The organism is Ruegeria sp. HKCCD7251 (assembly GCF_013031165.1).
Lineage (GTDB): Bacteria > Pseudomonadota > Alphaproteobacteria > Rhodobacterales > Rhodobacteraceae > Ruegeria.
On record NZ_WPZC01000005.1, the window covers coordinates 22,969 to 46,243 of the forward strand.

The 23,275-nt window shown below is 58.4% G+C and carries 19 protein-coding genes and 1 tRNA gene; 4 read left to right on the forward strand and 16 right to left on the reverse strand.

Translation table 11 applies throughout. The features are described from left to right. Window positions 1-103: 103 nt before the first annotated feature. Genes gltB through GOX75_RS13620 form a run of 3 tightly spaced genes read right to left on the reverse strand, consistent with a single transcriptional unit; the run spans window position 104 to window position 6,524 of the window. Complete coding sequence (gltB, locus tag GOX75_RS13610) at window positions 104-4,636, reverse strand: glutamate synthase large subunit (protein WP_171123970.1); 4,533 nt, start codon at window positions 4,634-4,636, stop codon at window positions 104-106. After that, complete coding sequence (locus tag GOX75_RS13615; protein WP_170786066.1) at window positions 4,633-5,067, reverse strand: GFA family protein; 435 nt, start codon at window positions 5,065-5,067, stop codon at window positions 4,633-4,635. Before GOX75_RS13615 ends, gltB begins: the two co-directional genes overlap by 4 nt. Window positions 5,068-5,090: 23 nt before the next feature. After that, window positions 5,091-6,524 (reverse strand): FAD-dependent oxidoreductase, encoded by a 1,434-nt coding sequence (locus GOX75_RS13620; RefSeq protein ID WP_171123972.1) that lies wholly within the window; start codon window positions 6,522-6,524, stop codon window positions 5,091-5,093. Between the two features lie 230 nt (window positions 6,525-6,754). Here GOX75_RS13620 and GOX75_RS13625 point away from each other — a divergent pair, with 230 nt between their 5' ends. Next, window positions 6,755-7,558: an undecaprenyl-diphosphate phosphatase gene (locus tag GOX75_RS13625; protein WP_171123974.1), complete on the forward strand. Its 804-nt coding sequence runs from the start codon at window positions 6,755-6,757 to the stop codon at window positions 7,556-7,558. Here the strand turns inward: GOX75_RS13625 and GOX75_RS13630 are convergent, their stop codons facing one another. Further along, entirely contained in the window at window positions 7,559-8,542 is a 984-nt protein-coding gene (locus GOX75_RS13630) for a complex I NDUFA9 subunit family protein (RefSeq protein WP_171123976.1), read from the reverse strand. 197 nt (window positions 8,543-8,739) lie between these two features. Between GOX75_RS13630 and GOX75_RS13635 the strand changes: the two genes are divergently transcribed. After that, window positions 8,740-8,826 (forward strand) — tRNA-Leu (locus GOX75_RS13635). A gap of 56 nt (window positions 8,827-8,882) precedes the next feature. Here the strand turns inward: GOX75_RS13635 and GOX75_RS13640 are convergent. The 12 genes from GOX75_RS13640 to GOX75_RS13695 all read right to left on the reverse strand — a co-directional run bounded on the left by GOX75_RS13640 (window position 8,883) and on the right by GOX75_RS13695 (window position 21,637). Then, the gene (locus GOX75_RS13640; RefSeq protein ID WP_171123977.1) at window positions 8,883-9,878 is read right to left on the reverse strand and encodes a hypothetical protein; all 996 of its coding nucleotides are present in this window, start codon (window positions 9,876-9,878) and stop codon (window positions 8,883-8,885) included. Window positions 9,879-9,996: 118 nt separating this feature from the next. Beyond that, a complete protein-coding gene (locus GOX75_RS13645; protein WP_171123979.1) occupies window positions 9,997-10,449 on the reverse strand; it encodes a CoxG family protein in 453 nt (150 codons plus the stop codon). A 106-nt stretch (window positions 10,450-10,555) separates the two neighbouring features. Further along, on the reverse strand, window positions 10,556-11,359 hold the full coding sequence (locus GOX75_RS13650) for an XdhC family protein (RefSeq protein ID WP_171123981.1): 804 nt from the start codon (window positions 11,357-11,359) through the stop codon (window positions 10,556-10,558). A gap of 10 nt (window positions 11,360-11,369) precedes the next feature. Further along, window positions 11,370-12,557 (reverse strand): VWA domain-containing protein, encoded by a 1,188-nt coding sequence (locus tag GOX75_RS13655; protein WP_171123983.1) that lies wholly within the window; start codon window positions 12,555-12,557, stop codon window positions 11,370-11,372. After that, complete coding sequence (locus tag GOX75_RS13660) at window positions 12,557-13,357, reverse strand: AAA family ATPase (RefSeq protein ID WP_371808183.1); 801 nt, start codon at window positions 13,355-13,357, stop codon at window positions 12,557-12,559. Before GOX75_RS13660 ends, GOX75_RS13655 begins: the two co-directional genes overlap by 1 nt. A gap of 170 nt (window positions 13,358-13,527) precedes the next feature. Beyond that, window positions 13,528-15,945, reverse strand: coding sequence for an aerobic carbon-monoxide dehydrogenase large subunit (locus GOX75_RS13665; protein ID WP_171123986.1), 2,418 nt, complete (start codon window positions 15,943-15,945; stop codon window positions 13,528-13,530). After that, a complete protein-coding gene (locus GOX75_RS13670; protein ID WP_171123988.1) occupies window positions 15,942-16,436 on the reverse strand; it encodes a (2Fe-2S)-binding protein in 495 nt (164 codons plus the stop codon). Before GOX75_RS13670 ends, GOX75_RS13665 begins: the two co-directional genes overlap by 4 nt. A 12-nt stretch (window positions 16,437-16,448) precedes the next feature. After that, window positions 16,449-17,282, reverse strand: a complete 834-nt coding sequence (locus GOX75_RS13675; protein WP_171123990.1) for a xanthine dehydrogenase family protein subunit M — start codon at window positions 17,280-17,282, stop codon at window positions 16,449-16,451. 140 nt (window positions 17,283-17,422) lie between these two features. Then, a complete protein-coding gene (locus GOX75_RS13680) occupies window positions 17,423-18,514 on the reverse strand; it encodes an MHYT domain-containing protein (RefSeq protein WP_171123992.1) in 1,092 nt (363 codons plus the stop codon). A gap of 120 nt (window positions 18,515-18,634) precedes the next feature. Next, on the reverse strand, window positions 18,635-19,639 hold the full coding sequence (locus tag GOX75_RS13685; protein WP_171123994.1) for an ABC transporter substrate-binding protein: 1,005 nt from the start codon (window positions 19,637-19,639) through the stop codon (window positions 18,635-18,637). Continuing rightward, window positions 19,618-20,979 (reverse strand): sensor histidine kinase, encoded by a 1,362-nt coding sequence (locus GOX75_RS13690; protein WP_171123678.1) that lies wholly within the window; start codon window positions 20,977-20,979, stop codon window positions 19,618-19,620. The genes GOX75_RS13685 and GOX75_RS13690 overlap by 22 nt, the downstream gene beginning before the upstream one ends. Then, window positions 20,969-21,637: a response regulator transcription factor gene (locus GOX75_RS13695; protein ID WP_171123996.1), complete on the reverse strand. Its 669-nt coding sequence runs from the start codon at window positions 21,635-21,637 to the stop codon at window positions 20,969-20,971. The genes GOX75_RS13690 and GOX75_RS13695 overlap by 11 nt, the downstream gene beginning before the upstream one ends. A 108-nt stretch (window positions 21,638-21,745) precedes the next feature. Between GOX75_RS13695 and GOX75_RS13700 the strand changes: the two genes are divergently transcribed. Further along, window positions 21,746-22,726: a tripartite tricarboxylate transporter substrate binding protein gene (locus GOX75_RS13700; RefSeq protein ID WP_171123998.1), complete on the forward strand. Its 981-nt coding sequence runs from the start codon at window positions 21,746-21,748 to the stop codon at window positions 22,724-22,726. Between the two features lie 65 nt (window positions 22,727-22,791). Beyond that, the gene (locus GOX75_RS13705) at window positions 22,792-23,274 is read left to right on the forward strand and encodes a tripartite tricarboxylate transporter TctB family protein (RefSeq protein ID WP_171123684.1); all 483 of its coding nucleotides are present in this window, start codon (window positions 22,792-22,794) and stop codon (window positions 23,272-23,274) included. The last annotated feature ends 1 nt before the right edge of the window (window position 23,275 follow it).

The window sequence follows — 23,275 nt, forward strand, 5'->3', positions numbered from 1 at the left end:
TATACGACGAGTGATCGCGGTTTGAAACGGCTGGGGCGTCACCAGCATAAGAAAACCCGCACGCCGACAGGGCGCGCGGGCTTCGTTTGTCTATGCTTGCGAATTATTCCGCCGGAACCGCTTCCGCCTCGTGGGTCAGAGGATAGCTGAGGTTGTTCAGCATCTCTTTGGGGCAGACCTGCAGGAAGTTGGCCTTTTCCACATCCCAATGCTGCAGAATATCGGCGGCCTTGCGGCTGAAGGTTTCTGCCTGATGGGTTTCGATCAGCGTTTTGAGCTGGTCTTCCCAATGATCCACCGTGACCGGGCATGTCACCAGCGTTTCCATGTTCATCAGCGCCTGCGCCTTACCGTCGGGGTCGTACAGATAGGCCATGCCACCGGTCATGCCCGCACCAAAGTTAGCACCGATGCTGCCCAGAATCACCGCCACTCCGCCGGTCATGTATTCACATCCGTTCGAGCCACAGCCTTCGATCACCACTTTGGCACCCGAGTTGCGGACCGCGAAACGCTCGCCTGCGCGGCCTGCTGCAAACAGGTGTCCGTCGGTGGCGCCGTACAGAACCGTGTTGCCGATAATGGTGTTGTCATCTGCCTTCAGCGGGCTGACCTGCGGCGGACGCACAACGATCATGCCGCCCGACAGACCCTTACCCACATAGTCGTTGGCGTCACCCGACACTTCCAACTTAAGCCCCGGAGCAGCAAAGGCCCCCAGCGACTGACCGGCAGACCCCTGCAGTTTCACATGCAGGTGGTCGTCCTGGAATGTGTTTCGCATCCCGAAATTCTGAACGATATGGCTGGAAACCCGTGTGCCCACTGTGCGGTGCGTGTTCTGCACCGCGTAAGACAGCTGCATCTTCTCACCGTCTTTCAGGAACCGCGCCGCATCGCGCACGATTTCAGCGTCCAGCGTATCGGGCACTGCGTTGCGATCCTTACCACGGTTATAGACGATGTCCTGCGCGCCATCGACGGTGATCAGCAGCGGATTCAGGTCCAGATCGTCCAGATGCGCCGAACCCCGGCTGACCTGCGCCAGCAGATCGGCGCGACCGATGATCTCATCAATCGAGCGCGCGCCAAGACTGGCCAGCAGCTCGCGTACTTCTTGCGCATAGAAGGTGATCAGATTGACAACTTTGTCCGCGTTGCCGGTGAACTTGGCACGCAGGGATTCGTCCTGCGTACACACACCAACCGGGCAGGTGTTCGACTGGCACTGGCGCACCATAATACAGCCCATCGCGATCAGGGCAGCGGTGCCGATGCCGTATTCCTCGGCCCCCATCATCGCGGCCATCACAATATCGCGCCCGGTGCGCAAACCACCGTCGGTCCGCAGGGTCACGCGGTCGCGCAGGTTGTTCATTGCCAGAACCTGATGCGCCTCGGTCAGGCCCATTTCCCACGGCAGACCGGCATATTTGATGCTGGTCGCGGGCGAGGCGCCCGTGCCGCCGTTGTGACCCGAAATAAGGATAATATCCGCTTTGGCCTTGGCCACACCGGCGGCAATCGTGCCCACGCCCGAGGACGCCACCAGTTTCACCGTCACCTTACAGCGCGGGTTGATCTGTTTCAGGTCATAGATCAGCTGCGCCAGATCCTCGATCGAGTAGATGTCGTGGTGCGGCGGCGGCGAGATTAGGGTCACGCCCTTGGTCGAGTGACGCAGACGCGCGATCAGGTCGGTCACTTTCATACCCGGCAACTGACCACCTTCACCCGGTTTCGCACCCTGGGCGACCTTGATCTCAAGCTCTTCACACTGGTTCAGGTATTCGGCGGTCACGCCAAAGCGGCCCGAAGCCACCTGTTTGATCTTGGCCGACGGGTTGTCGCCATTCGGCTCTGGCACGAAATGTGCCGGATCTTCGCCGCCTTCACCCGAGTCAGATTTCGCACCGATCCGGTTCATCGCCACGTTCAGCGTCTTGTGCGCCTCTGGCGACAGCGCGCCCAGCGACATGCCCGGCGTGACAAAACGCTTGCGGATCGACGTGATCGATTCGACCTCTTCAATCGGCACCGGCTTGCCCAGCGGCTTGAAGTCCATCAGATCGCGTAGGTGGATCGGAGGGTTCGATTGCATCTTGGCGGAATACTGCTTCCACAGCTCATAGGATGCCCGGTTACACGCCATCTGCATCATATGCATCGAGGTCGCTTCCCACGCGTGGGTTTCTCCCGATTTGCGTGATTTGTAGAAACCACCGATGGGCAGAACGTCCAGTCCGCTGTCCCAGCCTTTGGCGTGGATTTCCTCGGCCTTGGCCTGAATGCCCGTGACACCGATGCCGGAAATCCGGCTGGTCATGCCCGGGAAATACTCGGCCACCATGGCACGACTCAGGCCCACGGCCTCAAAGTTCAGGCCGCCGCGATAGGACGAAATCACCGAAATCCCCATCTTGGCCATGATCTTCAGCAGACCCTGATCAATCGCCTCGCGATAGCGCGCAACGTTTTCAGTCAGCGTGCCGTCCAGCAGGCCGCGATCAATGCGGTCGGCCAGTGAATCTTCAGCCAGATAAGCGTTCACAACGGTCGCGCCGCAACCGATCAGTACGGCAAAGTAATGCGGATCGACACATTCGGCCGAGCGCACGTTCAACGAACAGAAGGTCCGCAGCCCCTGACGGGTCAGATGCGAATGCACGGCACTTGTCGCCAGGATCATCGGCATCGCCACGCGACCCTCGCCCGAGTTCATGTCGGACAACACCAGATGCCCCGCGCCTGAGCGCACGGCCTCTTCTGCTTCGGCTCTGATGCGGGCCAAAGCGGCATTCAGTGCGCCCCGACCTGGTTCAAAGCTACAGTCGATCTCGGCCAGCGGCGAACCAAAGCTTTCTGCCAGCTTGTCCCACTGGGCGTTGCCCACAAAGGGGCTGCCCAGAGTGATGATCTCGGTTTGGCTGCTGTCTTCGTCCAGCACGTTTTTCAGGTTTCCGAACCGAGTTTTCAGCGACATCACCCGGTATTCGCGCAAGCTGTCGATGGGTGGGTTCGTCACCTGGCTAAAGTTCTGACGGAAGAAATGGCTGAGTGGGCGATATTGCTTGGACAGAACCGCAGACGGAGTGTCGTCGCCCATCGAGGCGATGGATTCCTTGCCATCCTCGGCCATGGGCGCAAGGATTTGTTCCAGTTCTTCAACCGAATAACCGGCAGCAATTTGGCGCATGCGCAGTTCTTCGCCGCTGAACTTCGCGCTTTCGGTCACGTCCGACAGCGTTTCATCCAGATCGTTGATTTTGCCGACCCACTCGCCAAATGGCAGCGCACGGGCCAGCTTGTCCTTGATTTGAGTGTCGCGGAACAGCTTGCCCTTTTTCATATCCACGGCCAGCATTTGCCCCGGACCCAGCGCGCCTTTTTCGGTAACGCTGGCCTCATCAATCGGCACCATTCCGGCCTCGGACCCTGCGATCACCAGACCGTCACCGGTCACCACATAACGCATCGGGCGCAACCCGTTCCGGTCCAGACCGGCACAGACCCAGCGGCCGTCGGTCATCGCCAGCGCGGCGGGGCCGTCCCACGGTTCCATCACCGAGTTGCAGTAGGAATACATGTCGCGCCAGGCCTGAGGCAGCTCGACCGCTTGCTTGGACCAGCTTTCCGGCACCAACATGGTTTTCGCCATCGGGGCCGAGCGGCCCGCGCGCACCAGAACCTCGAAAACCGAGTCTAATGCAGCCGAATCCGACGACCCACCAGCGATGATCGGTTTGATATCCTCGGCATAGTCACCAAAGGTGCCCGAGGCCATGCGGATCTCGTGGCTTTTCATCCAGTTGACGTTGCCCTTCAGCGTGTTGATCTCGCCATTATGGGCCAACATACGGAAGGGTTGGGCCAGCCACCATTGCGGGAAGGTGTTGGTCGAATAACGCTGGTGATATATCGCAAAAGCCGATTCAAACCGTTCGTCCATCAGGTCGGGGTAGAAGACCGCAACCTGCTCGGCCAGCATCATGCCCTTGTAGATGATCGAACGACAGCTAAGCGACGCCAAGTAAAGGTCAGAGATGCCCGAAGCTGCGGCGGCCTTTTCGATCCGGCGGCGGATTACGTACAGCTCACGCTCAAAAGTCTCTTCATCCACGCCTTTGGAGTTCGAGATCAGAATTTGCTCGATCTCGGGCCGGGTCGCGTTTGCTTTTTCTCCCAGACAGGTCACATCAACCGGCACGTGGCGCCAGCCATAGATGTAATAGCCCATGCGCAGCACTTCGGTTTCCACGATGGTCCGACAGCTTTCCTGCGCGCCAAAATCGGTGCGGGGCAGGAAGACCTGACCCACGGCGATCAGCTCATCCAGATTGGGTTCGTGCCCGGTGCGGCGGATTTGGTCATAGAAGAACGGAACGGGTATCTGCACATGTATACCCGCGCCGTCGCCTGTCTTGCCATCCGCGTCCACCGCGCCGCGGTGCCAGATCGCCTTGAGCGCATCAATACCTGCATCAACAACCTTACGCGACGGCTTACCGTCGACAGACACGACAAGGCCTACGCCGCAGGATGAATGTTCTTCCTCCTCGGAATAGAGACCGTTTTCGGCCATCCACTGACGTTTGGCTTCTTCGGCGCGCACCCAATCGGCATCGTATTTGGTCATTGGCTGTCTCCTTCTTCCGAGGGGGCGTACATGGCCTCGACCTCGGCTTTGGTCATTTGCTGGCGTTCACCTGCGAACGCGTACCCTTCGGGCTTTTTGTCGAAATAAAGTTCCAGTTTCAGCGTGTGGCCGGTATCTGGGAACAGGCCTGCGGCGATTTGCGTGTGTCCGTGCATCTCACCGGGAAGCGTGATCCGGTACCACAGTGCCGAGCCGCAGTCGGCGCAGAAGGCGCGCTCGGCCCAATCGGACGAGGTGAAGGTCTTGACCGGCCCAAGCGCGGCGTAGCCTTCTTCGGCCTGAAAAGTAACCAGCATCGAACTTGTCCAGCGTCGGCATTGGTCGCAATGGCACGCGCCCAGCGCATCGCGCGCGGGCGTAGCGGTCACCGTGACCGCGCCACACATGCATTGGCCTTGCAACTCGGGCATTTCGAGGCTCCTGATCGCTGGGTCTATTCGGCTGCGACTGCAGCCTTGGCGTTGAACCGGTCGATGATCGCATCGGCACAATCGCGCCCGTCGCGGATCGCCCACACGACCAAAGAGGCCCCGCGCACGATGTCACCGATGGCATAGACGCCGTCCATTTCGGTCTCGCCGGTCTGGAAGGCGGCCTTGACGGTACCCCAGCGTGTCACCGGCAGGTCGGGCTGGCCGAACAGGCTGGGCAGGTCTTCGGGCTCAAAGCCAAGCGCCTTGATCACCAAATCGGCGTCTTCGACATAGTCCGCGCCTTCGATCACCTCGGGGGCCTGACGGCCGGTTGCGTCGGGCTGGCCCAAGCGCATCTTCTGCACCATCACGCCTGTGACTTCGTCGTCGCCGGCAAAGCCCTTGGGCGCGCTGAGCCACTCAAAGACCACGCCTTCTTCCTCGGCATTTTGGGTTTCACGCTGCGAACCGGGCATATTAGCGCGGTCGCGGCGATACAGACATTTGACCGAGGTCGCACCCTGACGGATCGAGGTGCGAACGCAATCCATCGCGGTATCCCCGCCGCCGATCACGACAACCTTTTTGCCAGCGGCGTTCAGGCGGCCATTGTCGAAATCTTCGACATCGTCACCAAAGCTCTTGCGGTTTGAGGCAGTCAGGAAGTCGATGGCTTTTTCGATGCCACCCAGACCGCTGCCCGGCATGGACAGGTCGCGCGATTTGTAAACGCCGGTTGCGATTATCACCGCGTCGTGCTGACCACGGATTTCTTCGAACTTTGCGGCATCGACGTCGCAATTCAGCTCAAACGTTACGCCACCGTCGGCCAGCAAATTGTTGCGGCGCTGTACGATGTCTTTTTCCAGCTTAAAGCCGGGAATGCCGTACATCAGCAGGCCACCTGCACGGTCGTAACGGTCATAAACCGTCACCTGAATACCTGCACGCCGCAGCATATCCGCCGCCGCCAGTCCGCCCGGACCCGCGCCGATGATACCCACGCTTTCGCTACGCTCCGCACCCGGTACAACAGGCTTGACCCAGCCTTTGTCCCACGCTGTGTCGGTGATGTATTTCTCGATCGTGCCAATGGTCACGGTACCGTGGCCCGACTGTTCGATCACGCAATTGCCTTCGCACAAACGGTCTTGCGGGCAGATCCGGCCACAGATCTCGGGGAAGGTGTTGGTTGCCTGACTGGTCTGATACGCCTCTTCCAAACGGCCCGTCGCGGTCAGGCGCAGCCAATCAGGGATGTTGTTGTGCAGTGGGCAATGCGACTGGCAATAGGGCACACCGCACTGGCTGCAGCGACTGGCCTGTTCTTCGGCCTTGGCTGAGGCAAACTCGGCATAGATTTCGTCAAAGTCTTCCTTGCGCGTGTCCGCGGCACGCTTTTCGGGCATGGCGCGATCGACTTGCACAAATTTCAGCATCGGTTGCTTGGCCACGGGTCAGACTCCATGAATTGGCTTGGTCGACCTTCTTTAAGAGATACATGATCGGATGAAAAGTCAATTGTACTGACCTATTTTCAAAATTTTTGCCGCTGGGAGTCATCCGAGTGAAAAAACTTCACCTTTTTAGTTCCGATTCGGACCTAATTGTGTTCTTTTCTTTTCCGCATCACACTTATACCCAGTGAGCACAATAAAAACGTGACGGTGGCACGGGCAATTCGATGAGCCTTTTTCAATTGATTCTCACGGCAATAATTCAGGGTATCACTGAATTCCTGCCGATCTCATCTTCTGGTCATCTGATCCTTTTGCCCAGCCTGACGGGTTTAGATGATCAGGGTCTCGCCATAGACGTCGCTGTCCATGTCGGCACCTTGGGTGCTGTGGTTTTGTATTTTTGGTCCGAGGTCAAGAAGGCGGTCTCCGGCCTGCCGCGCGCCCTGACGGGGCGTATCGATTCTGCCGAAGCGCGTCTGGCTATGGGCCTTATCATCGCGACGATTCCCACAATCATCGTCGGTGCGATCCTGTTCAAGACGGGCCTCAGCCAATCGCTGCGCTCAATGACGGTAATCGGGTGGACGATGCTGGGATTTGGTCTGTTACTTTTCTGGATGGATCAGAAGGGACCGCAGACGAAAAAGGCCGGCGACTGGGGCATCAGGGATGCGGCCATTATGGGCCTTTGGCAAGCATTGGCGCTTATACCCGGCACGTCGCGGTCAGGGATCACCATCACGGGCGCGCGGCATCTGGGCTATGCCAGAGAGGACGGTGCCCGGATCGCCATGCTGATGTCGATCCCGACAATTCTGGCCTCGGGGATCTTGCTGTCGGTCGACGTAATCCGCGAGGCAGATGCGCAACTGGCCATTGACGGGGCTATCGCCGCCCTCTTTTCCTTCATTGCGGCGCTGCTGGCCTTGACCCTGATGATGCGCCTGTTGCGAAGCGTCAGCTTCACACCCTACGTAATCTACCGGGTCATTCTGGGCGCGGCATTGCTGATCATCGCCTATAGCTGATCAGATCTTCAGGTTCTTCGCCGAGTTTTGAATGTCGTCATACTGACCCGAGGGGCGGAACTTCCACAGGTATTCGGGCAACACCGATTCCAAAGTCGATGGCTCAATCGCCAGATCGGCAAATCCCATCGCACCTTCTGACACAACATTGTCGCGCCGCAGGTTCTTAAGCTGATCACGGGTCAAGATATTGTTGGGGAAAAGCTGGAAGCTCACGAATTTCACGATGTCCAGCACTCCGGCCATGATCCGCGCCACCCAGAACGGCATTCCAATTATGACCCGGCGCCGGTGAATCACGTCCAGCATCTGCTGCATCAACGCACGAAACGTCTTTACCTCTGGTCCACCCAATTCGTACACGCCAGCCGGAGCCCGTCCCAGAACACCTTTCACGGCGGCTTGGGCCACGTCGTCCACGAAAACGGGTTGGAATTTAGTCTCAGCACCCACCAAAGGCAGGAACGGATTTATCCGGGTCATACCGGCAAAGCGGTTGAAGAACTGATCTTCGGTCCCGAATATGACCGAAGGGCGCAGGATGACCGCGCCCGGCATATGCTCCAGAACCCCAGCTTCACCCTGCGCCTTGGTCCGCGAATACTGGCTGTCTGATACCGCATCCGCGCCGATCGCAGAGATATGCACCAACTGCGCTATCCCCTGCTGCGCTGCCAGCCGCGCAATGCGCTCGGCGCCTTCGGCCTGCACTGCGTCAAACTCATTCTTGCCCAGCTCATTCAGCACACCCACGCAGTTGACCACGGCATCAGCGCCTTGCATCGCCAGCGCAACCGAGGCGTCGTCGCGGATATTACACAATATGGGCTCGACTTGCCCCACAACACCATAAGTTTTGACGAACATGGCCTCGTTCGGGCGCCGCACGGCCACGCGGACGCGCCACCCTTCACCTGCCATACGCCGGGCGACGTATCGGCCAACAAATCCGGATCCGCCAAAAATCGTGACCAGTTTGGACATGCGAGGGCTCCTGCTGATGGGTCATACACGATCTACCCCTCAAATCCCAAGCAAACAAGGCGCAATAACGCCGCGCATTCAGGATATCCGCGCCCTGTTCCACAGACCTTGGGCGTCCGTCAAAAAACTTTCAAAAAACTTCCCGAATCTGGTTGACGCCCACCGCCAGTAGGCTTAAACGCCCCTCCACGACACCTGCCCAGGTGGCGGAATTGGTAGACGCGCTAGCTTCAGGTGCTAGTGTCCGTATGGACGTGGAGGTTCGAGTCCTCTCCTGGGCACCAAATCCCCCGAAATTTGAAAACCCCACTATATCAGACGGCCGTATTGCCTTTCTGGATCAGCCTGCCGCCCCTTGAGACATCGCGGCAAGCTCTGTCAGTTCGGCGTTTCGTGTCGCCGATTGCGCCTTGACCCGTTTCACGAACTGAGCTGGTAAATCAGGACCGCCCTGCGCGATGTAGGGGGTTACCGTTTCATCCCCGATCAACTGGGCATATTTTGCCCAGGTTCGAAAGACGAACACGTCACGCAAACTGATAAATGGCTTTGTGTAGGCTTTGATTTGCGGCTTGGGTAACTTCGTGCCCTTTAAGTACTGTTCTTCGATTGCGGCCCAATCCTTCGGCGCTTCAAATTCGGTCTGCTCTGCGTCTTCCGAATACTTGAACGCCGGATACTCAAGCCCGTATTCCGAACAGCCGTGAGAGATCTTCTGATGAAGGCCAGACACACCGAACTCCGCCAACTTGACCTCAAATGCGGCAAGACAGGCTTTGGCCTCATCCGCGCTGTTGCAATAGATGTAGCCTTTGTACGGGTATTTGATCCCGTCGCGAAGTTCGATCATGCACTTTCTGGTGTTGTCACCGGGAAGGTCGAGGTTCAGCAGCACCAGATACGCCTGGATCATCTTTTCCAGCGATTCGGGTAAAATCTGCACCTTGTAACAACCGTGGCACAACGCCGGGATTACCTTGGTTTCTGCAAAGAACTTCAAACGCGCGTCGCAATAAGGAACTTTGCCCTGAACCTTCAGGACCTGACCTGAAAATACCTGAGCGACCGGCACCGCGTGTTTGATGCCTACGGATTTCAGGACATTTAGCCATCCTTTGTACGCCAGAGCACATTCCGACGGATCCAAAAACGCCTGTTGCCAGTCTTTGGGCAGTGTAGATGCAAGCTTGGATTGGGCCCGTCCAAATGCACCGGAAACACCCTGCGCGCTATTTGACATGTCCAAAAGTGTGACCAGACGGCGGATCGCCTGCAAGTCATTCGGGCGGACTGCAATCCAGTTTTCCAATTGTTCCAGCACCGCGCTGTTTTTCACCAAAGCCTCCTGCCACAGGCATCACGCCCATGACTACGGTGATTGCGCCGAATGCGCCTACGGTCAACTGAATTGCGTCCGAATTGGCCGGGCAATTGACCCGACCAACCCAATTCCGTCAGGAAACGGCCTGTTCCGATACGACCTCACCAAACTTGGTGAAGAACTTGCCTGATAGCTTTTTGGCCGTGCCAGCAATCAGCCGGCTGCCAAGCTGGGCGATCTTGCCACCAACATCGACCTTGGCGGTATATGCCAGCACAGTTTCGGCCCCGTCTTCGGTCAATGTCACTTCGGCCCCGCCCTTTGCAAAGCCAGCGGCGCCCCCTTTGCCTTCACCGGTCAAAGAAAATCCACCTGGCGCATTCGAGTTATCCAACGTGACCTGCCCGGCAAAGCGCGCTTTGACCGGTCCGATTTTCAGGACAACTTTGGCCTCAAGCTCCTCGGGGGAATGCTGGATCAGTTCTTCGCAACCGGGAATACATTCCTGCAGAATCTCGGGCGTGTTCAACGCCTTGTATACAACATCCCGTGGGGCCGCGATGCGGATTTCGTCAGACAGTTCCATTTATACTTCCTTTGTTCAACAACATCTCGGGAAAACCAAAAGTGCGGTTTCCGTGGCTTGTTTGGGGGTTTGTTCGACGCGTGCCGGCCACAGGGACCGCACGCGTTTAAGCAAGCTTTTCATCCTCAGACACCTCTCTTGTCTTGTCCGTGTTCCGCCACATCACAACTTCGGCCAGGATCGACAGGGCGATCTCATGCGGATCAATAGCGTGAATATCCAAACCAGCCGGGGACTTCAGTTGACCTGCACGCGCCGGATCCAGCCCATTTGCCACCAGCTTGTCGATCAGCGTGTCCGCTTTGCGACGGCTGGCCACCATGGAAACGCGCCGCGCCGGTGTGTTCAGTGCGGCCTCAAGCGCCACAGCATCACCGCGCCCCTGAGACGCCACAACAACAAAATCCCGCGCCTCCAATCCAAGATCGCCGACAGAATCCGGTTCGAACTGTGCATGTGCCCCGCCCGTTTCCGTAACGCAAACCCGAAACCCGGCCAGCGCCGCGTGATCGGCAAGAGCGGACGCAATTGGCGACCCTCCGAAAATCACCAAACGTGGCGCATGTTGATAAGGCTCCACCAACAGATCAACCGTTCCACCCGAGGGGCAGCCGCTTTTGAATGTCTGCACACCATCCGGGTCCGTCATGCTCACCACCTTGTCCGAAGGTTTGATACGGATCATCTGCGGCGCACCGCTGGACAATGCATCCTGCGCCGATGTCCTGACGGCCCGCTGAACGCACGCGCCACCCAAATGGCCCAGTATCTGCCCATCCCGTGTGATCGCCGCCTTGCCGCCCGCCTTGGCCGAGGTCGCATCCGCCGTTCGTAAAACCGTTGCCACGCAAAACGCGTCGCCTGTCCGGCGAAGCTCTTCTATCGTGTCGAATATGTCGAAATTTGCCATGGGGCTCCTTTCACAATTTCCGGAATTGCGCTTCAAGCGCTGCAAGCGCTTCAAGCGTATTGGCTGGGAGGTGGGCGTCCAGATAGGGCTCGGCCGCCTGCATTGCAGCCGCGATGGGTTGGTAGTTTTCCCACCCTTTCAACGGGTTCAACCAGACGATCCGCCGCGCCTTTCGCCGGATGCGCGCCAGAGCCGCGCCCAGCGCCTGCGGGTCCGAACTGCAATACCCGTCAGACAGGATCAACACGATCGTTCGACCGTTCAGCGCGCGTGCACCATAGCCTGACACGAACCGCTCCAAGCTGCCCGAGATATCGGTACCGCCCCCGAACCCCTCTGCCATCAGCGAAAGCCGCCCCGCCGCACGCAGGCTATCGCGATCGCGCAGAGCATCGGTGACGCGCATCAGACGCGTGTGAAACAAATAGGCGTCCGCCTCCGTGCCGCTGCCGATCAATCCCTTTAAAAATGCCAAGAATACGCGGGAATAGACAGTCATGGACCCGCTGACATCGCATAACACAACAATGCGCATCGGACGCGGTGGGCGGGTGCGACGGTACAGGTCAATCGGCTCTCCGCCCCGTGCAAGACTGGCGCGCTGTATCCGCCTCAGGTCCAGCGCCGGCCCCTTCGACGCCTGCTTGCGCCTGCGCGACCGGCGGTCACGGATAGCACGGGCAAGCGACGTTGCGGTCCTTTCGGCCTTATTCAGAGCCTCATCATCCATCAACTCTCGCAAGTCCCGACGCGACAGATTCGCCGTTCGGGTCGCGATCAGCCTGCCGTCCATACCCTCTGCCTCTCCCTCATCCGGATCCGGCGTGGTGGGTTGATCTGTTCCGGATTGCGCAGCGTCCTGCGCCTTGTCCTGTTGCTGCCAGATCATCGGTTTGGCCGACTGGACGCGAACATGAGCAGACTTGGCCGACCCTTCCCGTTGCTTCCCGGCGTTGAACCAATACGAGTCAAACAAGTCATCAAACCGACGCCAATCTTCGGCATCTCCTGCAAGCACGGCGCACAAAGCACGCCGGGCCTGACCCGCATCCGTCGCGTCAATCAAAGACAACGCGTTCAAAGCGCCCGCTGTTTCCTTTGGCCCTACCCGCATCCCATTCATCCTCAGATGCGCCACAAAGCCGGACATGCGATCCGCAAATCCAGAAGCACGGGAAGGAAACCGCGTGACCTGCATTACGCAACCTTTCCAATCAAGCGATCCATCACCTCGGGCGGGGCCGCATCATAGTCAGCGGCAGTTTTCAGCAGGCAGACAAGCGTTGCCTGAACCTCATCACGCGCCTGGGCCAGATCATTCACGCCCAATCCGGCCAAAGCCGCAGACCAATCCAGCATTTCAGCAATGCCAGGCGTCTTCTCAAGGTCTTCTTTCCGAAGCGCCTGCACCACACCAATGATCTGCCGCGCCAAAGCGCCCTCGATCTCAGGCATCCGGGCCCGCAAAATCGCCAGTTCCGTCTCGCGTGACGGATAGTCCAGGAAGCTGTATAGGCACCTCCGACGCAACGCGTCCGACAAGTCTCGCGTGCCGTTTGCCGTCAGGATTACGATTGGCCGAACCCGCGCCTTAATCGTCCCCAATTCCGGAATCGTGATCTGAAAATCAGATAGGATTTCCAAAAGATAAGCTTCAAATTCCTCATCCGCCCGGTCAATTTCGTCAATCAGCAAAACCGGTGGTTTTTCTTCCCCAATAGCCTCTAACAAAGGTCTTTTCAGCAGATACTCGTCCGAAAATAATTGTGCTTCGCTGGCTCCGCCCTGCGCTTCACTCGCGCGAATGGCCAATAACTGACGCTGATAGTTCCATTCATAGATGGCATGACTGGCGTCCAACCCTTCGTAACACTGCAACCGAATAAGACGCGTGTCGCGCCATGCGGCCATAGCCTTGGCGACCTCGGTCTTGCCAACCCCTGCTGGCCCTTCCAGCAATAATGGTCGCCCCAACGCCTGCGCCAAGTGCAGCGCCATTGCCAACCGATCATCAGCAACATAGCCCTGCGCGGCCAATCCGTTCTGCACATCACTCAAAGTCAAAACCAGGATCCATTCTTCATCTGGCTAAAAATATCCCGGGGGAGGTTCGGAGGGGGCTGGCCCCCTCCGTCCGGTCGGACCGGCCCAGGCCGGTCCGAACCCAATCACCCATGCATCCCTAACCCATTGGCAATCTTCCAGATCCGCCAATGGTCATGCGGCATATGGCTCTGCACCAACCCAAAGGGCCGGAACGCATCATGCACCGCGTTCGAGAAACAAGGCACGCCCCCAACATTCGGACTTTCTCCGACGCCTTTTGCACCGATTGGATGGTGCGGAGACGGCGTCACCGTATAGTCGGTGATATAGTTCGGCGTCTCCCACGCGGTCGGCAGGAAGAAATCCATCAGCGTGCCAGTCTTAACGTTACCCATCTCGTCATAGGCAATCTCTTGCCCCATCGCGATAGCCAACGCCTCGGTTACGCCGCCATGAACCTGCCCGTCGATGATCATCGGGTTGATCCGGGTGCCGCAATCGTCCAGCGCATAGAACTTCCGAACGTCCCATTCGCCGGTGTCCACGTCGATCTCCATGACGCAGATATAGGCCCCGAACGGGTAAGTCATGTTCGGCGGGTCATAGTAGCTGACGGCCTCCAGACCCGGCTCCAGCCCTGGGATCGCCTGATTATAGGCGGCGAAGGCGATTTCTTTCATCGTCTTGAACCGCTCGGGCGCGCCCTTGACCGAGAACCGATCCACATCCCACTCAACGTCGTCGTCATGGACCTCAAGCAAATAAGCCGCGATCATCTGCGCCTTGGCGCGGATTTTGCGCGCAGCCATGGCGGTCGCCGCCCCCGCCACAGGCGTAGACCGGGACCCGTAAGTCCCCAGACCATAGGGTGCGGTGTCGGTGTCGCCTTCTTCCAAAGTGATGTCATCCGCAGGCAGGCCAATCTCACTGGCAATGATCTGCGCAAAGGTCGTGGCGTGGCCCTGACCCTGAGAGATCGTCCCCAGCCGCGCGATGGCCGAACCCGTCGGGTGGATGCGGATTTCGCACGAGTCGAACATGCCAAGCCCAAGGATATCACAGTTCTTCACCGGACCAGCGCCTACGATCTCGGTGAAATGCGTCAGTCCAATACCGATCAGCTTGCGGGTTTTACCTGCCTTGAAGTCCTCAACCCGCTGCGCCTGTTCCGCACGCAAACCTTCATAGTCCACGGCCTTCAGCGCCTTATCCCAAGCGGTGTGATAATCGCCCGAGTCATATTCCCAGCCCAGCGCCGACTGATATGGGAACTGATCGGCCTTGATGAAGTTGATCCGGCGCAGTTCAGCCGCGTCCATGTTCAGCTTAATCGCCAGAACCTCAATCATGCGTTCGATGAAATAGGCCGCCTCGGTCACACGGAAGGAACAGCGGTAAGCCACCCCGCCCGGAGCCTTGTTGGTATAGACCCCATCCACGGCTAGATACGCGGTGGGGATGTCATAAGACCCGGTGCAGATGTTCATGAACCCCGCCGGGAATTTAGTCGGGTCAGCACAAGCGTCAAAGCCACCGTGATCCGCCGTCGTATGGCACCACAGACCGGTGATCTTGCCGTCCTTGGTGGCGGCGATCTTGCCCTGCATCCAGTAGTCGCGGGCAAAGGCGGTGGACATCAGGTTTTCCATCCGGTCCTCGACCCATTTCACCGGCTTGCCAGTGACAATTGAGGCCACGACCGAGCAGACATAGCCAGCATAAGCCCCAACCTTGTTACCAAAGCCACCGCCAATATCTGGGCTGATGACGCGGATATTATGCTCGGCAATGCCCGAGATCAGCGACACAACCGTCCGGATCGCGTGCGGGGCCTGAAACGTACCGTAGAGCGTCAGCTTGCCGGTTACCTTGTCCATGCTCGCGACCGACCCGCAGGTCTCCAGCGGGCAAGGATGGGTGCGGTGGTAATAGACCATCTCTTCAGCGACTACGTCGGCCTCGGCCAGAATGGCCTCGGTCGCCTCTTTGTCGCCCTGCTCCCAGGTGAAGATATGATTGTGGTGCTTGCGCGGCCCGTGCGCACCTTCGGTCTGACCCTCAAGGTCTTCGCGCAGGACCACATCGGACTTCAGCGCCTCGAATGGGTCGGTCAGAACGGGCAGTTCTTCGTATTCGACCTCAACCAGTTCCGCAGCATCCGCCGCGATATAGCGATCCTCGGCCACGACAAAGACTACTTCCTGTCCTTGGAACAGCACCTTTCCGTCGGCCAGAACCATTTGTTTGTCACCGGCCAGCGTTGGCATCCAATGCAGGCCCAGCGGGGCCAGATCTTCGGCCGTCAGAACAGCGATCACACCGGGCAGAGCCAAGGCGGCCTCTTTGTTCACGCTGACAACGCGGGCATGTGCGTAGGGGGAGCGCACAAAGTCGCCGAACAGCATTCCATCCAGCTTGATGTCATCGACATAATTGCCCTTGCCTTGGGTAAAGCGCACATCCTCGACGCGTTTGCGCGAGCTGCCCATGCCCTTGAGGTTGGCGGCGCGTTCTTCGGGGGTCATTGTTTGGTCGTTCATTCCGCGGCCTCCTTCTGAGCGTTCAGCATGTCAGCCGAGGCCGAGATTGCCTTGACGATGTTCTGATACCCGGTGCAGCGGCACAGGTTCCCTGCCATCCCGAAACGAATTTCTTCTTCGGTTGGGTTGGGGTTTTCCTGAAGCAGGCGATGCGCGCGGGTGATCATGCCCGGCGTGCAGAAGCCGCATTGCAGACCATGATGTTCGCGGAACATTTCCTGCAAGACACCAAGGCTGCCATCGTCGTTAGTGAGCCCTTCGACGGTAGTGATACCGGACCCGTTCACCTGCGCCACAAAGGTAGTGCAGGACTTGACGGACTTGCCATCGATATCAACGGTGCAAGCGCCGCAATGGCTGGTCTCGCAACCGATATGGGGGCCGGTGATTTTCAGATCTTCCCGCAGGAAATGGATCAGCAACGTGCGCGGCTCGGCCAGACCTTCGACCTCGCGCCCGTTCACGGTGAGTTTGACGTGCATTTTTGACATGTTATCCCCTCCTCAACCCGCGCGGTTTTGCGCGCGGTCGATGGCGCGGCGCAGCATCACAGCGGCCACATGTTTCTTGAATTCGACGGGGCCGCGGTTGTCAGCCACAGGTTCAATCGCATCCAGCATCGCCGCGACGCACCCGTTTACATCACCGTCCGCCAACGCGGCGCTTGCGCTTTCGGACCAGATCGGCGTGTCAGCCAGGTTGGTCATCGCGACCGACGCCGTTCCGTTGCCCACCATCACCGCAGCCGCAGCCGTCGCATAATCCCCGATCTTGCGCTTTTGCTTTTCATATGCCTGACCGACGCCAGCGCCCGGAACCGGGATCGAGATACGTGTCAGGATTTCCTCATCCTCGCGCGCGGTGAAATACGCGGCCTCATAGAATTCGCGCGCGGCCACGCTGCGGTTGCCATCGGGACCGGACAGTTCAAACGTCGCGTTCAGACACTGCATCAACCCCGGCATGTCATTGCCTGGATCGCCATTGGCCACGTTGCCACCGACGGTGCCCATATACCGCACCTGCGGATCGGCGATCTGCAACGCCGCCTCGCGGATCAGCGGAATAGCGGCGGCAAGATCGTCATGGGTGATCAGCTCATGCTGCGTGACCATCGCGCCCAACGTGACGGTGTCGGACCCGATCTGGATGCCCTTCAGCTCATCAATGGCCTGAAGGTCGACCAAGTGGCCCATCTCTGCCATACGCAGCTTCATCATCGGGATCAGGCTGTGTCCGCCCGCGATCACGCGCGCCTCGTCTCCGTGTTCCTGCAGAATGCCGATGGCCGAGGCGATGTCGCCTGGCCGGTGATACTCAAAACCGGCTGGTATCATATTTTTCCTCCCTGGGTCCGAAGCGATATGCCTTGGGGGACCTAGGGTAAGGAAAGAACGGTCACATCAGCCGTTCCAGTTAAGGGGAACGGGGCGCGCAGGTTGTTTCACGAAATGCGAATGGGCTGCACGAGTTGCGATCAAAGGCCCAGCGCGTCGCGAATATCAGAAAGTCGCGATCGGCTGACAGGGACCTTGGTCAAAGCATCAACATCGTCAAAGTAACAGGTGCCGTTGTCCTTGTGCCGCTCGAAACTTGAGACATGTTTGGGGTTCACCAGATAACTGCGGTGGGCGCGCAGAAAGCCGTCGGGCGCAAGTCGGGATTCTGCTTCGGTGATCGACCACGGGCAGAACAGCTTTTCCGCACCCATGTACAAGACGGTGTAATGCCCTTCGGCACGGATGGCGGCGATACGGGCGGGTTCGGCGAAAAAGGTCTGGCCTTCCCGTTCAAACGGAACCCCCGCCCGAAGCACCGCAGGCTCGGGTTCCGGGGTTGGGGCAGGCGCAGGCTCCGCCACAGCCGGCTCAAGGAAACTGACGCCGGTCAGCAGGAAGGCACCGCAGATCAGGAACACGGCTACGGTCACGCCCATCGCCAGAACCTGATTGTTCAGCGCGGGACCTGCACCGCCGGCGCTGTCACTGGCAACAAAATCCGTGAGGCCGGTGGCTACGAAATGCATTGAAAACACGGCCAGCCCAAAACAAGCCGTACCAAGCAGGATATTGCGCTGGGTGCGGTTGTCATAAGCTACCCAGATTGCCACCACCGACAGCCCCACCGAGGCCAAGGTCGAGATCGCAACATCCCAGGCGTTATAGACCGGGCGGCACAGCTCCATCCCAGCCATGCCAATATAGTGCATCACCACGATGCCAAGGCCGACGATGACGCCCGCGCCAACAATCGTTTGCTCCGAGCGTGGCCTGAAATGCAGCAGCAACAGCGCCAGACCGACCATAAGGATCGCCACCAAAGCCGAGATCAGTGTGATCAGCGCATCATAATAGAATAGGATAGGCAGTTGCAGGCCCAGCATGGCCACGAAATGCATCGACCAAATCCCGCCACCCAGAACCACCGCAGCCAGAGCGACAACAATCTTGCGCCTCTGATCATCCAACTTGGACGCGCCATGCGTAAGGTATAGGCCAGTGAAGCCCGCCATCAGCGCCACGGCCAACGACGCAGCCACAAGCCAGGCGTTATGCGAATAGTCCAGCATTTCGGTTTACGCGCCCTCCTCGACGCGAGGGCGACGTTAGCAAACGGATTTGATTGGGACAATTGGCTGAAAGGTGGAAAACAAACCATTCATGCGCACGTCATGGTTACAACGGCGCGCCTACTGGATGACCGCATTTTCCCACGCAGACAGAAACTTTTTTCGTTTCAAATCATCCAGAAATGTCAGCAAGGCCGGATTCAACCCGATTGTCTCATGATCCGTTGACTCACCCTGAGACATGAGCGGAGGAAGAGATAACTGGCTGCCCTGCGCCACTGGCTTTTCTTCGACAAGGTACTGGATAAAAGCCTCGGCCGCGTCCGGTTGCTGAGTCGCCCTGGACACTAGCGCGGTGCGCATCATGATCGTTTGGAAATCGGTCGGAAAAATCACCTCAAGGGCATCCTTGCGCTCGGCGCGAACGGCGGCATAGCTGCCAAGGACATTGTAGGCCACCAGAATTGTACCATCGGCAAGATCGTTGATCATCTCGCCGGAACAGCAATACAGGCGCACATCAAGGCCACCCATGACCTCCATCAAGCGCCAAAATGTCTCGGACGCACGTGCGTCCTGAGTAGCAAAAAGGTAGCCAAGACCCGAGTCGCGCACATCATAGGTTCCGATCCTGCCCCGAAACTCTTCGGGCCGTTTGCGCAGCGCCTCGATCAGGCCCTGACGCGTCTGCGGAATGTCCTGACCCTCGAACGCTGCGCGGTTGATCACGATGGCCGCGGGTTCGGTCGTAAAGGCAAACAGGCTTTGGTGCCATTGGGCCCACGATGGTGTCTCGATATCCTTTAGTGGCAGGGCAAACCCGTCATTTGCCAACTTTAACTGCAGGTCCATCGCGCTTGAAACGACAATATCAAAGGCATCCGGCGTGGCGCGGACGCGCTGATTGATATCCGCAGTTCCCGATACAAGATATTCGACACTGATATTGGGGTTCTGTGCGACAAATCCATCAATCAAAGGGGCGAACAATACCGTGTCCGTGCTGGAAATGACGCGCAGGCGCGGACCGTCTGCACCTTCGTTGAAGATCAGTTGATCTTCCCAATCGTCGGCCCATCCGAGTCCAGGCAGGACAAGCAGAACTAAAGCGATAAGATAACGCATGCGCCCCCCGATGGCTGATTTGTCAGAACAAGCGTGCCGCCATGTGCAATCGCCACGTCCTGAGCGATCGTCAGCCCCAGACCCGAGCCGATTGTTCCGGCCGCGTTTTTGCCGCGTTCGAACCTGCGGGTCAGTGTCTCAATCTCTTCAGGAAGAAAACCGGGGCCGGAATCGCTCACCTTGATTTCGGGCTTTCCGGTAATCTCAATCTCGACCGTGCTGTCCAACGGAGCGTATTTCAACGCGTTGTCGATCATGTTTCGCACCGCGTTCTGGATCAGAATCGGATCGCCGGAATAGGGGACCGTAGGATCACCTGTCATGGACAAAGACAGCTCCTTCATTTCCGCGATTGGTGTCAGTCTTTGAACAAGGTCACGGATCAATTCGACCAAATCCACATCCTCACGCACAAGGTGGTCCGTGCGGAATGTAATCATGGCATGATCCAAAAGCTGCCCCGCCGCGCGCGAGCTTTCGTCGATTGCCCGCACCATCGCCCGCAGCGCCTCGCGGTTTTCCTTGCGCTCAACACGGTGCAGCGTCGCTTCGGCATAAGACCGCACGGTTGCCAAAGGGGTGCGGACACGATGTGCGGCCTCAGCGATGAAATCCTCGGACTGGCTGAGCGATTGATCCAAGCGCCCCATCAGAGAGTTCAGAGACATGACCAAAGGTGCCATTTCCCGTGGCACCGGCTTTTTGAAAGGGCTCAGGTCCTGAGGACCCCGCCGCGTGACGGATGTCGTCAGTTTGTTAAGCTGTCCGATCGTGGTCGACGTGATCCAGAAAGACAGCGCCGCCGTCAAAAGAAAGAACCCCAGCCCCAGAAATGCGGCATTGCGCGAGATCTGGTCGAGGGTCCGTGAAAGTGCGTCCTGCGTCTGACCAAGTACAACTTCGATTTCAGTCTGCCGGCCCAGCCCCACAAGCGTTCGGCTTGCGCTGACCTGTCGAATGCGTTCGCCGCGCAGTTCACCGGATGTAAAGGACCAATCGCTTTGGGCTGGGGCCGCTGCCAGCCGTAAATCTTCGTAGCCGGACAGAAACACACCGTCCTGATAAATGGCATAAAACACCCTATCATCGGTTGGGGTAGTCAGCATCGAGAACGCGGCATAGGGAATATCCACCTCCAGCACCCCATCCCGCAGCGCGGCGGCATCAAGAATGGACGTCACGGACGCCTCGAGGATGTTGTCCTGACCTTGTTGGGCCACCTGTGCGGCATAGTTGCGAACCGCAAAGAACAACAACACGGCCAGAACCGCTGCACCGCCGATCAGGGTCAGAACAAGCCTGTTTCTGAGCGACCCTGAAACGTTGGGATTAGTGGTCATGGTCCAACCTGTAACCCAGACCACGCAGCGTGGTTATCTTCAAGTCCGAAGGCTCAAGATGTTTGCGCAGGCGACCGACATAAACCTCAATCGCGTTATCCGTCACGCTGTCATCATAAGAAAACAGCCTGTCAGCGAGTTTCTGTTTCGAAAACACGTGGCCGGGCGCGTTGATGAACAGCTCCATCATGCGCAGTTCCCGATTGCGCAGCGAAAGGGTTTCCCCGGCCACGGTTAAATGACCGGCCACAGGATCAAACACGACACCGCCGATCTCGATCGTGGATTTGGCGCTGCCGGATTTCCGGCGCAGGACGGCGCGGCAGCGGGCCTCAAGCTCGGCATGATCAAACGGCTTGGTCACGTAGTCATCCGCCCCCAGATCAAGTGAACCGATTCGATCCGAAACCTGACTGCGCGCAGTCAAAACGATCACCGGCGTGTCCAGACGGCTGGCCCGGTGCCGTTTCAGAAAGTCCCGGCCATCCCCATCCGGCAGCATGATGTCCAACAGAATCAGGTCGTATTCTTCGGTTTCGACAAAGGCGGTAGCGTCTTCCAAATTCGCTGCATGGTCAATGACATGGCCGTCCAGCCGCATGCGCGAACTGACCGCATTCGCGAGATCCAGATTGTCTTCGACAAGCAGAAATTTCATCGGGCCCAAACAGTATTTTGCCGCGTGACAGGTTGATGTCAGGTTGGTGTGTTTTTGTTCCGTCCAATCTGAGCCGCCATGCGGCCGGTTGTCAAACGGGAGGAAACCATGACGACATTCAAACTGGGCCGTCGCGCCCTAATCTCAGCTGTGGCCGCTATCGGCCTGATCGGTCCGGCGCTGGCCGAAGATCAGGTCGTAGACAGTATCCACTTTCTGATTCCCGGTGGCGCTGGCGGCGGCTGGGATGGCACGGCCCGTGGCACGGGCGAAGCGCTGACGAACGCAGGTCTGGTCGGAACCGCATCCTACGAAAACATGTCAGGTGGCGGCGGCGGCAAGGCCATCGGCTTTCTAATCGAAAACGCCGACAGCAATCACGGCACGCTGATGGTCAACTCGACCCCCATCGTGATCCGTTCGCTGACCGGCGTGTTCCCACATAACTTCCGCGACCTGACTCTGGTTTCGGGCACAATCGGCGACTATGCGGCGATTGTTGTGGGCAAGGACAGCCCCATCAACTCGATGGACGATCTGCTGGCTGCCTTTGACGCTGACCCCGCAGGGACGGCAATCGGCGGTGGCTCGGTTCCGGGTGGTATGGACCATCTGGTGGCGGCTATGGTGATGGAAGCGGCAGGCAAAGACGCTCTGGCCGTGAAATACATCCCCTATGACGCAGGTGGCAAAGCCATGGCAGCCCTGCTGTCCGGTGAGATTGCGGCGCTGTCGACCGGTTTCTCGGAAGCCGTCGATCTGGCAAATGCAGGTGAGGTCAAGATCATCGGCGTAACCGCGGAAGAACGCGTTGACGCCGCTCCTGATGCGATGACCATGATGGAACAGGGTATTGATACCACCTTCGTCAACTGGCGCGGTTTCTTCGCAGCACCCGGCCTGCCGGAAGACAAGCTGGCGGCATATCAAGACGCAATCGCCAAGATGTACGACACTCCTGAATGGGAAGAGGTTCGGGCGCGCAACGGATGGGTGAACATCCACAACTCGGGCGCTGACTTCCAGACGTTCCTTGAGCAGCAGGAACAGCAGATCGGTGATCTGATGAAGAAGCTGGGCTTCCTCTAACTGAAAACTGGCAGAGCGGACCGCCGCTCTGCCTCCCCAAAGACAACAAAATAGGAGGGGGCATCATGGCGTTGGATCGCTGGATTGCGCTCGTTCTGCTGGGTGTTTGTTTAACATATGGCTACGCCGCCTGGTTCACGATGGACAGTAGCCTTCCCCCTTTCATGCAACGAAATCCCATCTGGCCAAGCACCTTTCCCAAAGTGCTGTCCATTCTGGGGATCATCACCACAACGATCATCCTGCTGGGCTTTGAAAAGTCCGAGGTGAAAGAGGCCGATATCGACTATCGGCGTCTGGGCGAATACCACCTGGATCAGGCGCTGATGCTGCTGGCTTTGATGGTGATCTATGCCCTGTGCCTGCGTCCTGTCGGTTTCCTGATTTCGACGTCGGCATTCCTGATCCTTGGCTCATTCATTCTGGGCGAGCGCAAGTGGCACATCATGCTGCCTGTTGCCTTCATTGCGACGGGCGCTGTTTGGTATCTGGTTCAGGAAGTTCTTGGCATCTACATGCGCCCCTTGCCGGGCTTTTTCGGAGGCTGAC

What these genes read in the sequence shown, in the direction of transcription:
- gltB (WP_171123970.1), bottom strand. Translation starts at nt 4,636, where the DNA reads ATGACCAAATACGATGCCGATTGGGTGCGCGCCGAAGAAGCCAAACGT.
- GOX75_RS13615 (WP_170786066.1), bottom strand. Translation starts at nt 5,067, where the DNA reads ATGCCCGAGTTGCAAGGCCAATGCATGTGTGGCGCGGTCACGGTGACC.
- GOX75_RS13625 (WP_171123974.1), top strand. Translation starts at nt 6,755, where the DNA reads ATGAGCCTTTTTCAATTGATTCTCACGGCAATAATTCAGGGTATCACT.
- GOX75_RS13630 (WP_171123976.1), bottom strand. Translation starts at nt 8,542, where the DNA reads ATGTCCAAACTGGTCACGATTTTTGGCGGATCCGGATTTGTTGGCCGA.
- GOX75_RS13645 (WP_171123979.1), bottom strand. Translation starts at nt 10,449, where the DNA reads ATGGAACTGTCTGACGAAATCCGCATCGCGGCCCCACGGGATGTTGTA.
- GOX75_RS13650 (WP_171123981.1), bottom strand. Translation starts at nt 11,359, where the DNA reads ATGGCAAATTTCGACATATTCGACACGATAGAAGAGCTTCGCCGGACA.
- GOX75_RS13655 (WP_171123983.1), bottom strand. Translation starts at nt 12,557, where the DNA reads ATGCAGGTCACGCGGTTTCCTTCCCGTGCTTCTGGATTTGCGGATCGC.
- GOX75_RS13660 (WP_371808183.1), bottom strand. Translation starts at nt 13,357, where the DNA reads ATGGCGCTGCACTTGGCGCAGGCGTTGGGGCGACCATTATTGCTGGAA.
- GOX75_RS13665 (WP_171123986.1), bottom strand. Translation starts at nt 15,945, where the DNA reads ATGAACGACCAAACAATGACCCCCGAAGAACGCGCCGCCAACCTCAAG.
- GOX75_RS13670 (WP_171123988.1), bottom strand. Translation starts at nt 16,436, where the DNA reads ATGTCAAAAATGCACGTCAAACTCACCGTGAACGGGCGCGAGGTCGAA.
- GOX75_RS13675 (WP_171123990.1), bottom strand. Translation starts at nt 17,282, where the DNA reads ATGATACCAGCCGGTTTTGAGTATCACCGGCCAGGCGACATCGCCTCG.
- GOX75_RS13680 (WP_171123992.1), bottom strand. Translation starts at nt 18,514, where the DNA reads ATGCTGGACTATTCGCATAACGCCTGGCTTGTGGCTGCGTCGTTGGCC.
- GOX75_RS13685 (WP_171123994.1), bottom strand. Translation starts at nt 19,639, where the DNA reads ATGCGTTATCTTATCGCTTTAGTTCTGCTTGTCCTGCCTGGACTCGGA.
- GOX75_RS13690 (WP_171123678.1), bottom strand. Translation starts at nt 20,979, where the DNA reads ATGACCACTAATCCCAACGTTTCAGGGTCGCTCAGAAACAGGCTTGTT.
- GOX75_RS13695 (WP_171123996.1), bottom strand. Translation starts at nt 21,637, where the DNA reads ATGAAATTTCTGCTTGTCGAAGACAATCTGGATCTCGCGAATGCGGTC.
- GOX75_RS13700 (WP_171123998.1), top strand. Translation starts at nt 21,746, where the DNA reads ATGACGACATTCAAACTGGGCCGTCGCGCCCTAATCTCAGCTGTGGCC.
- GOX75_RS13705 (WP_171123684.1), top strand. Translation starts at nt 22,792, where the DNA reads ATGGCGTTGGATCGCTGGATTGCGCTCGTTCTGCTGGGTGTTTGTTTA.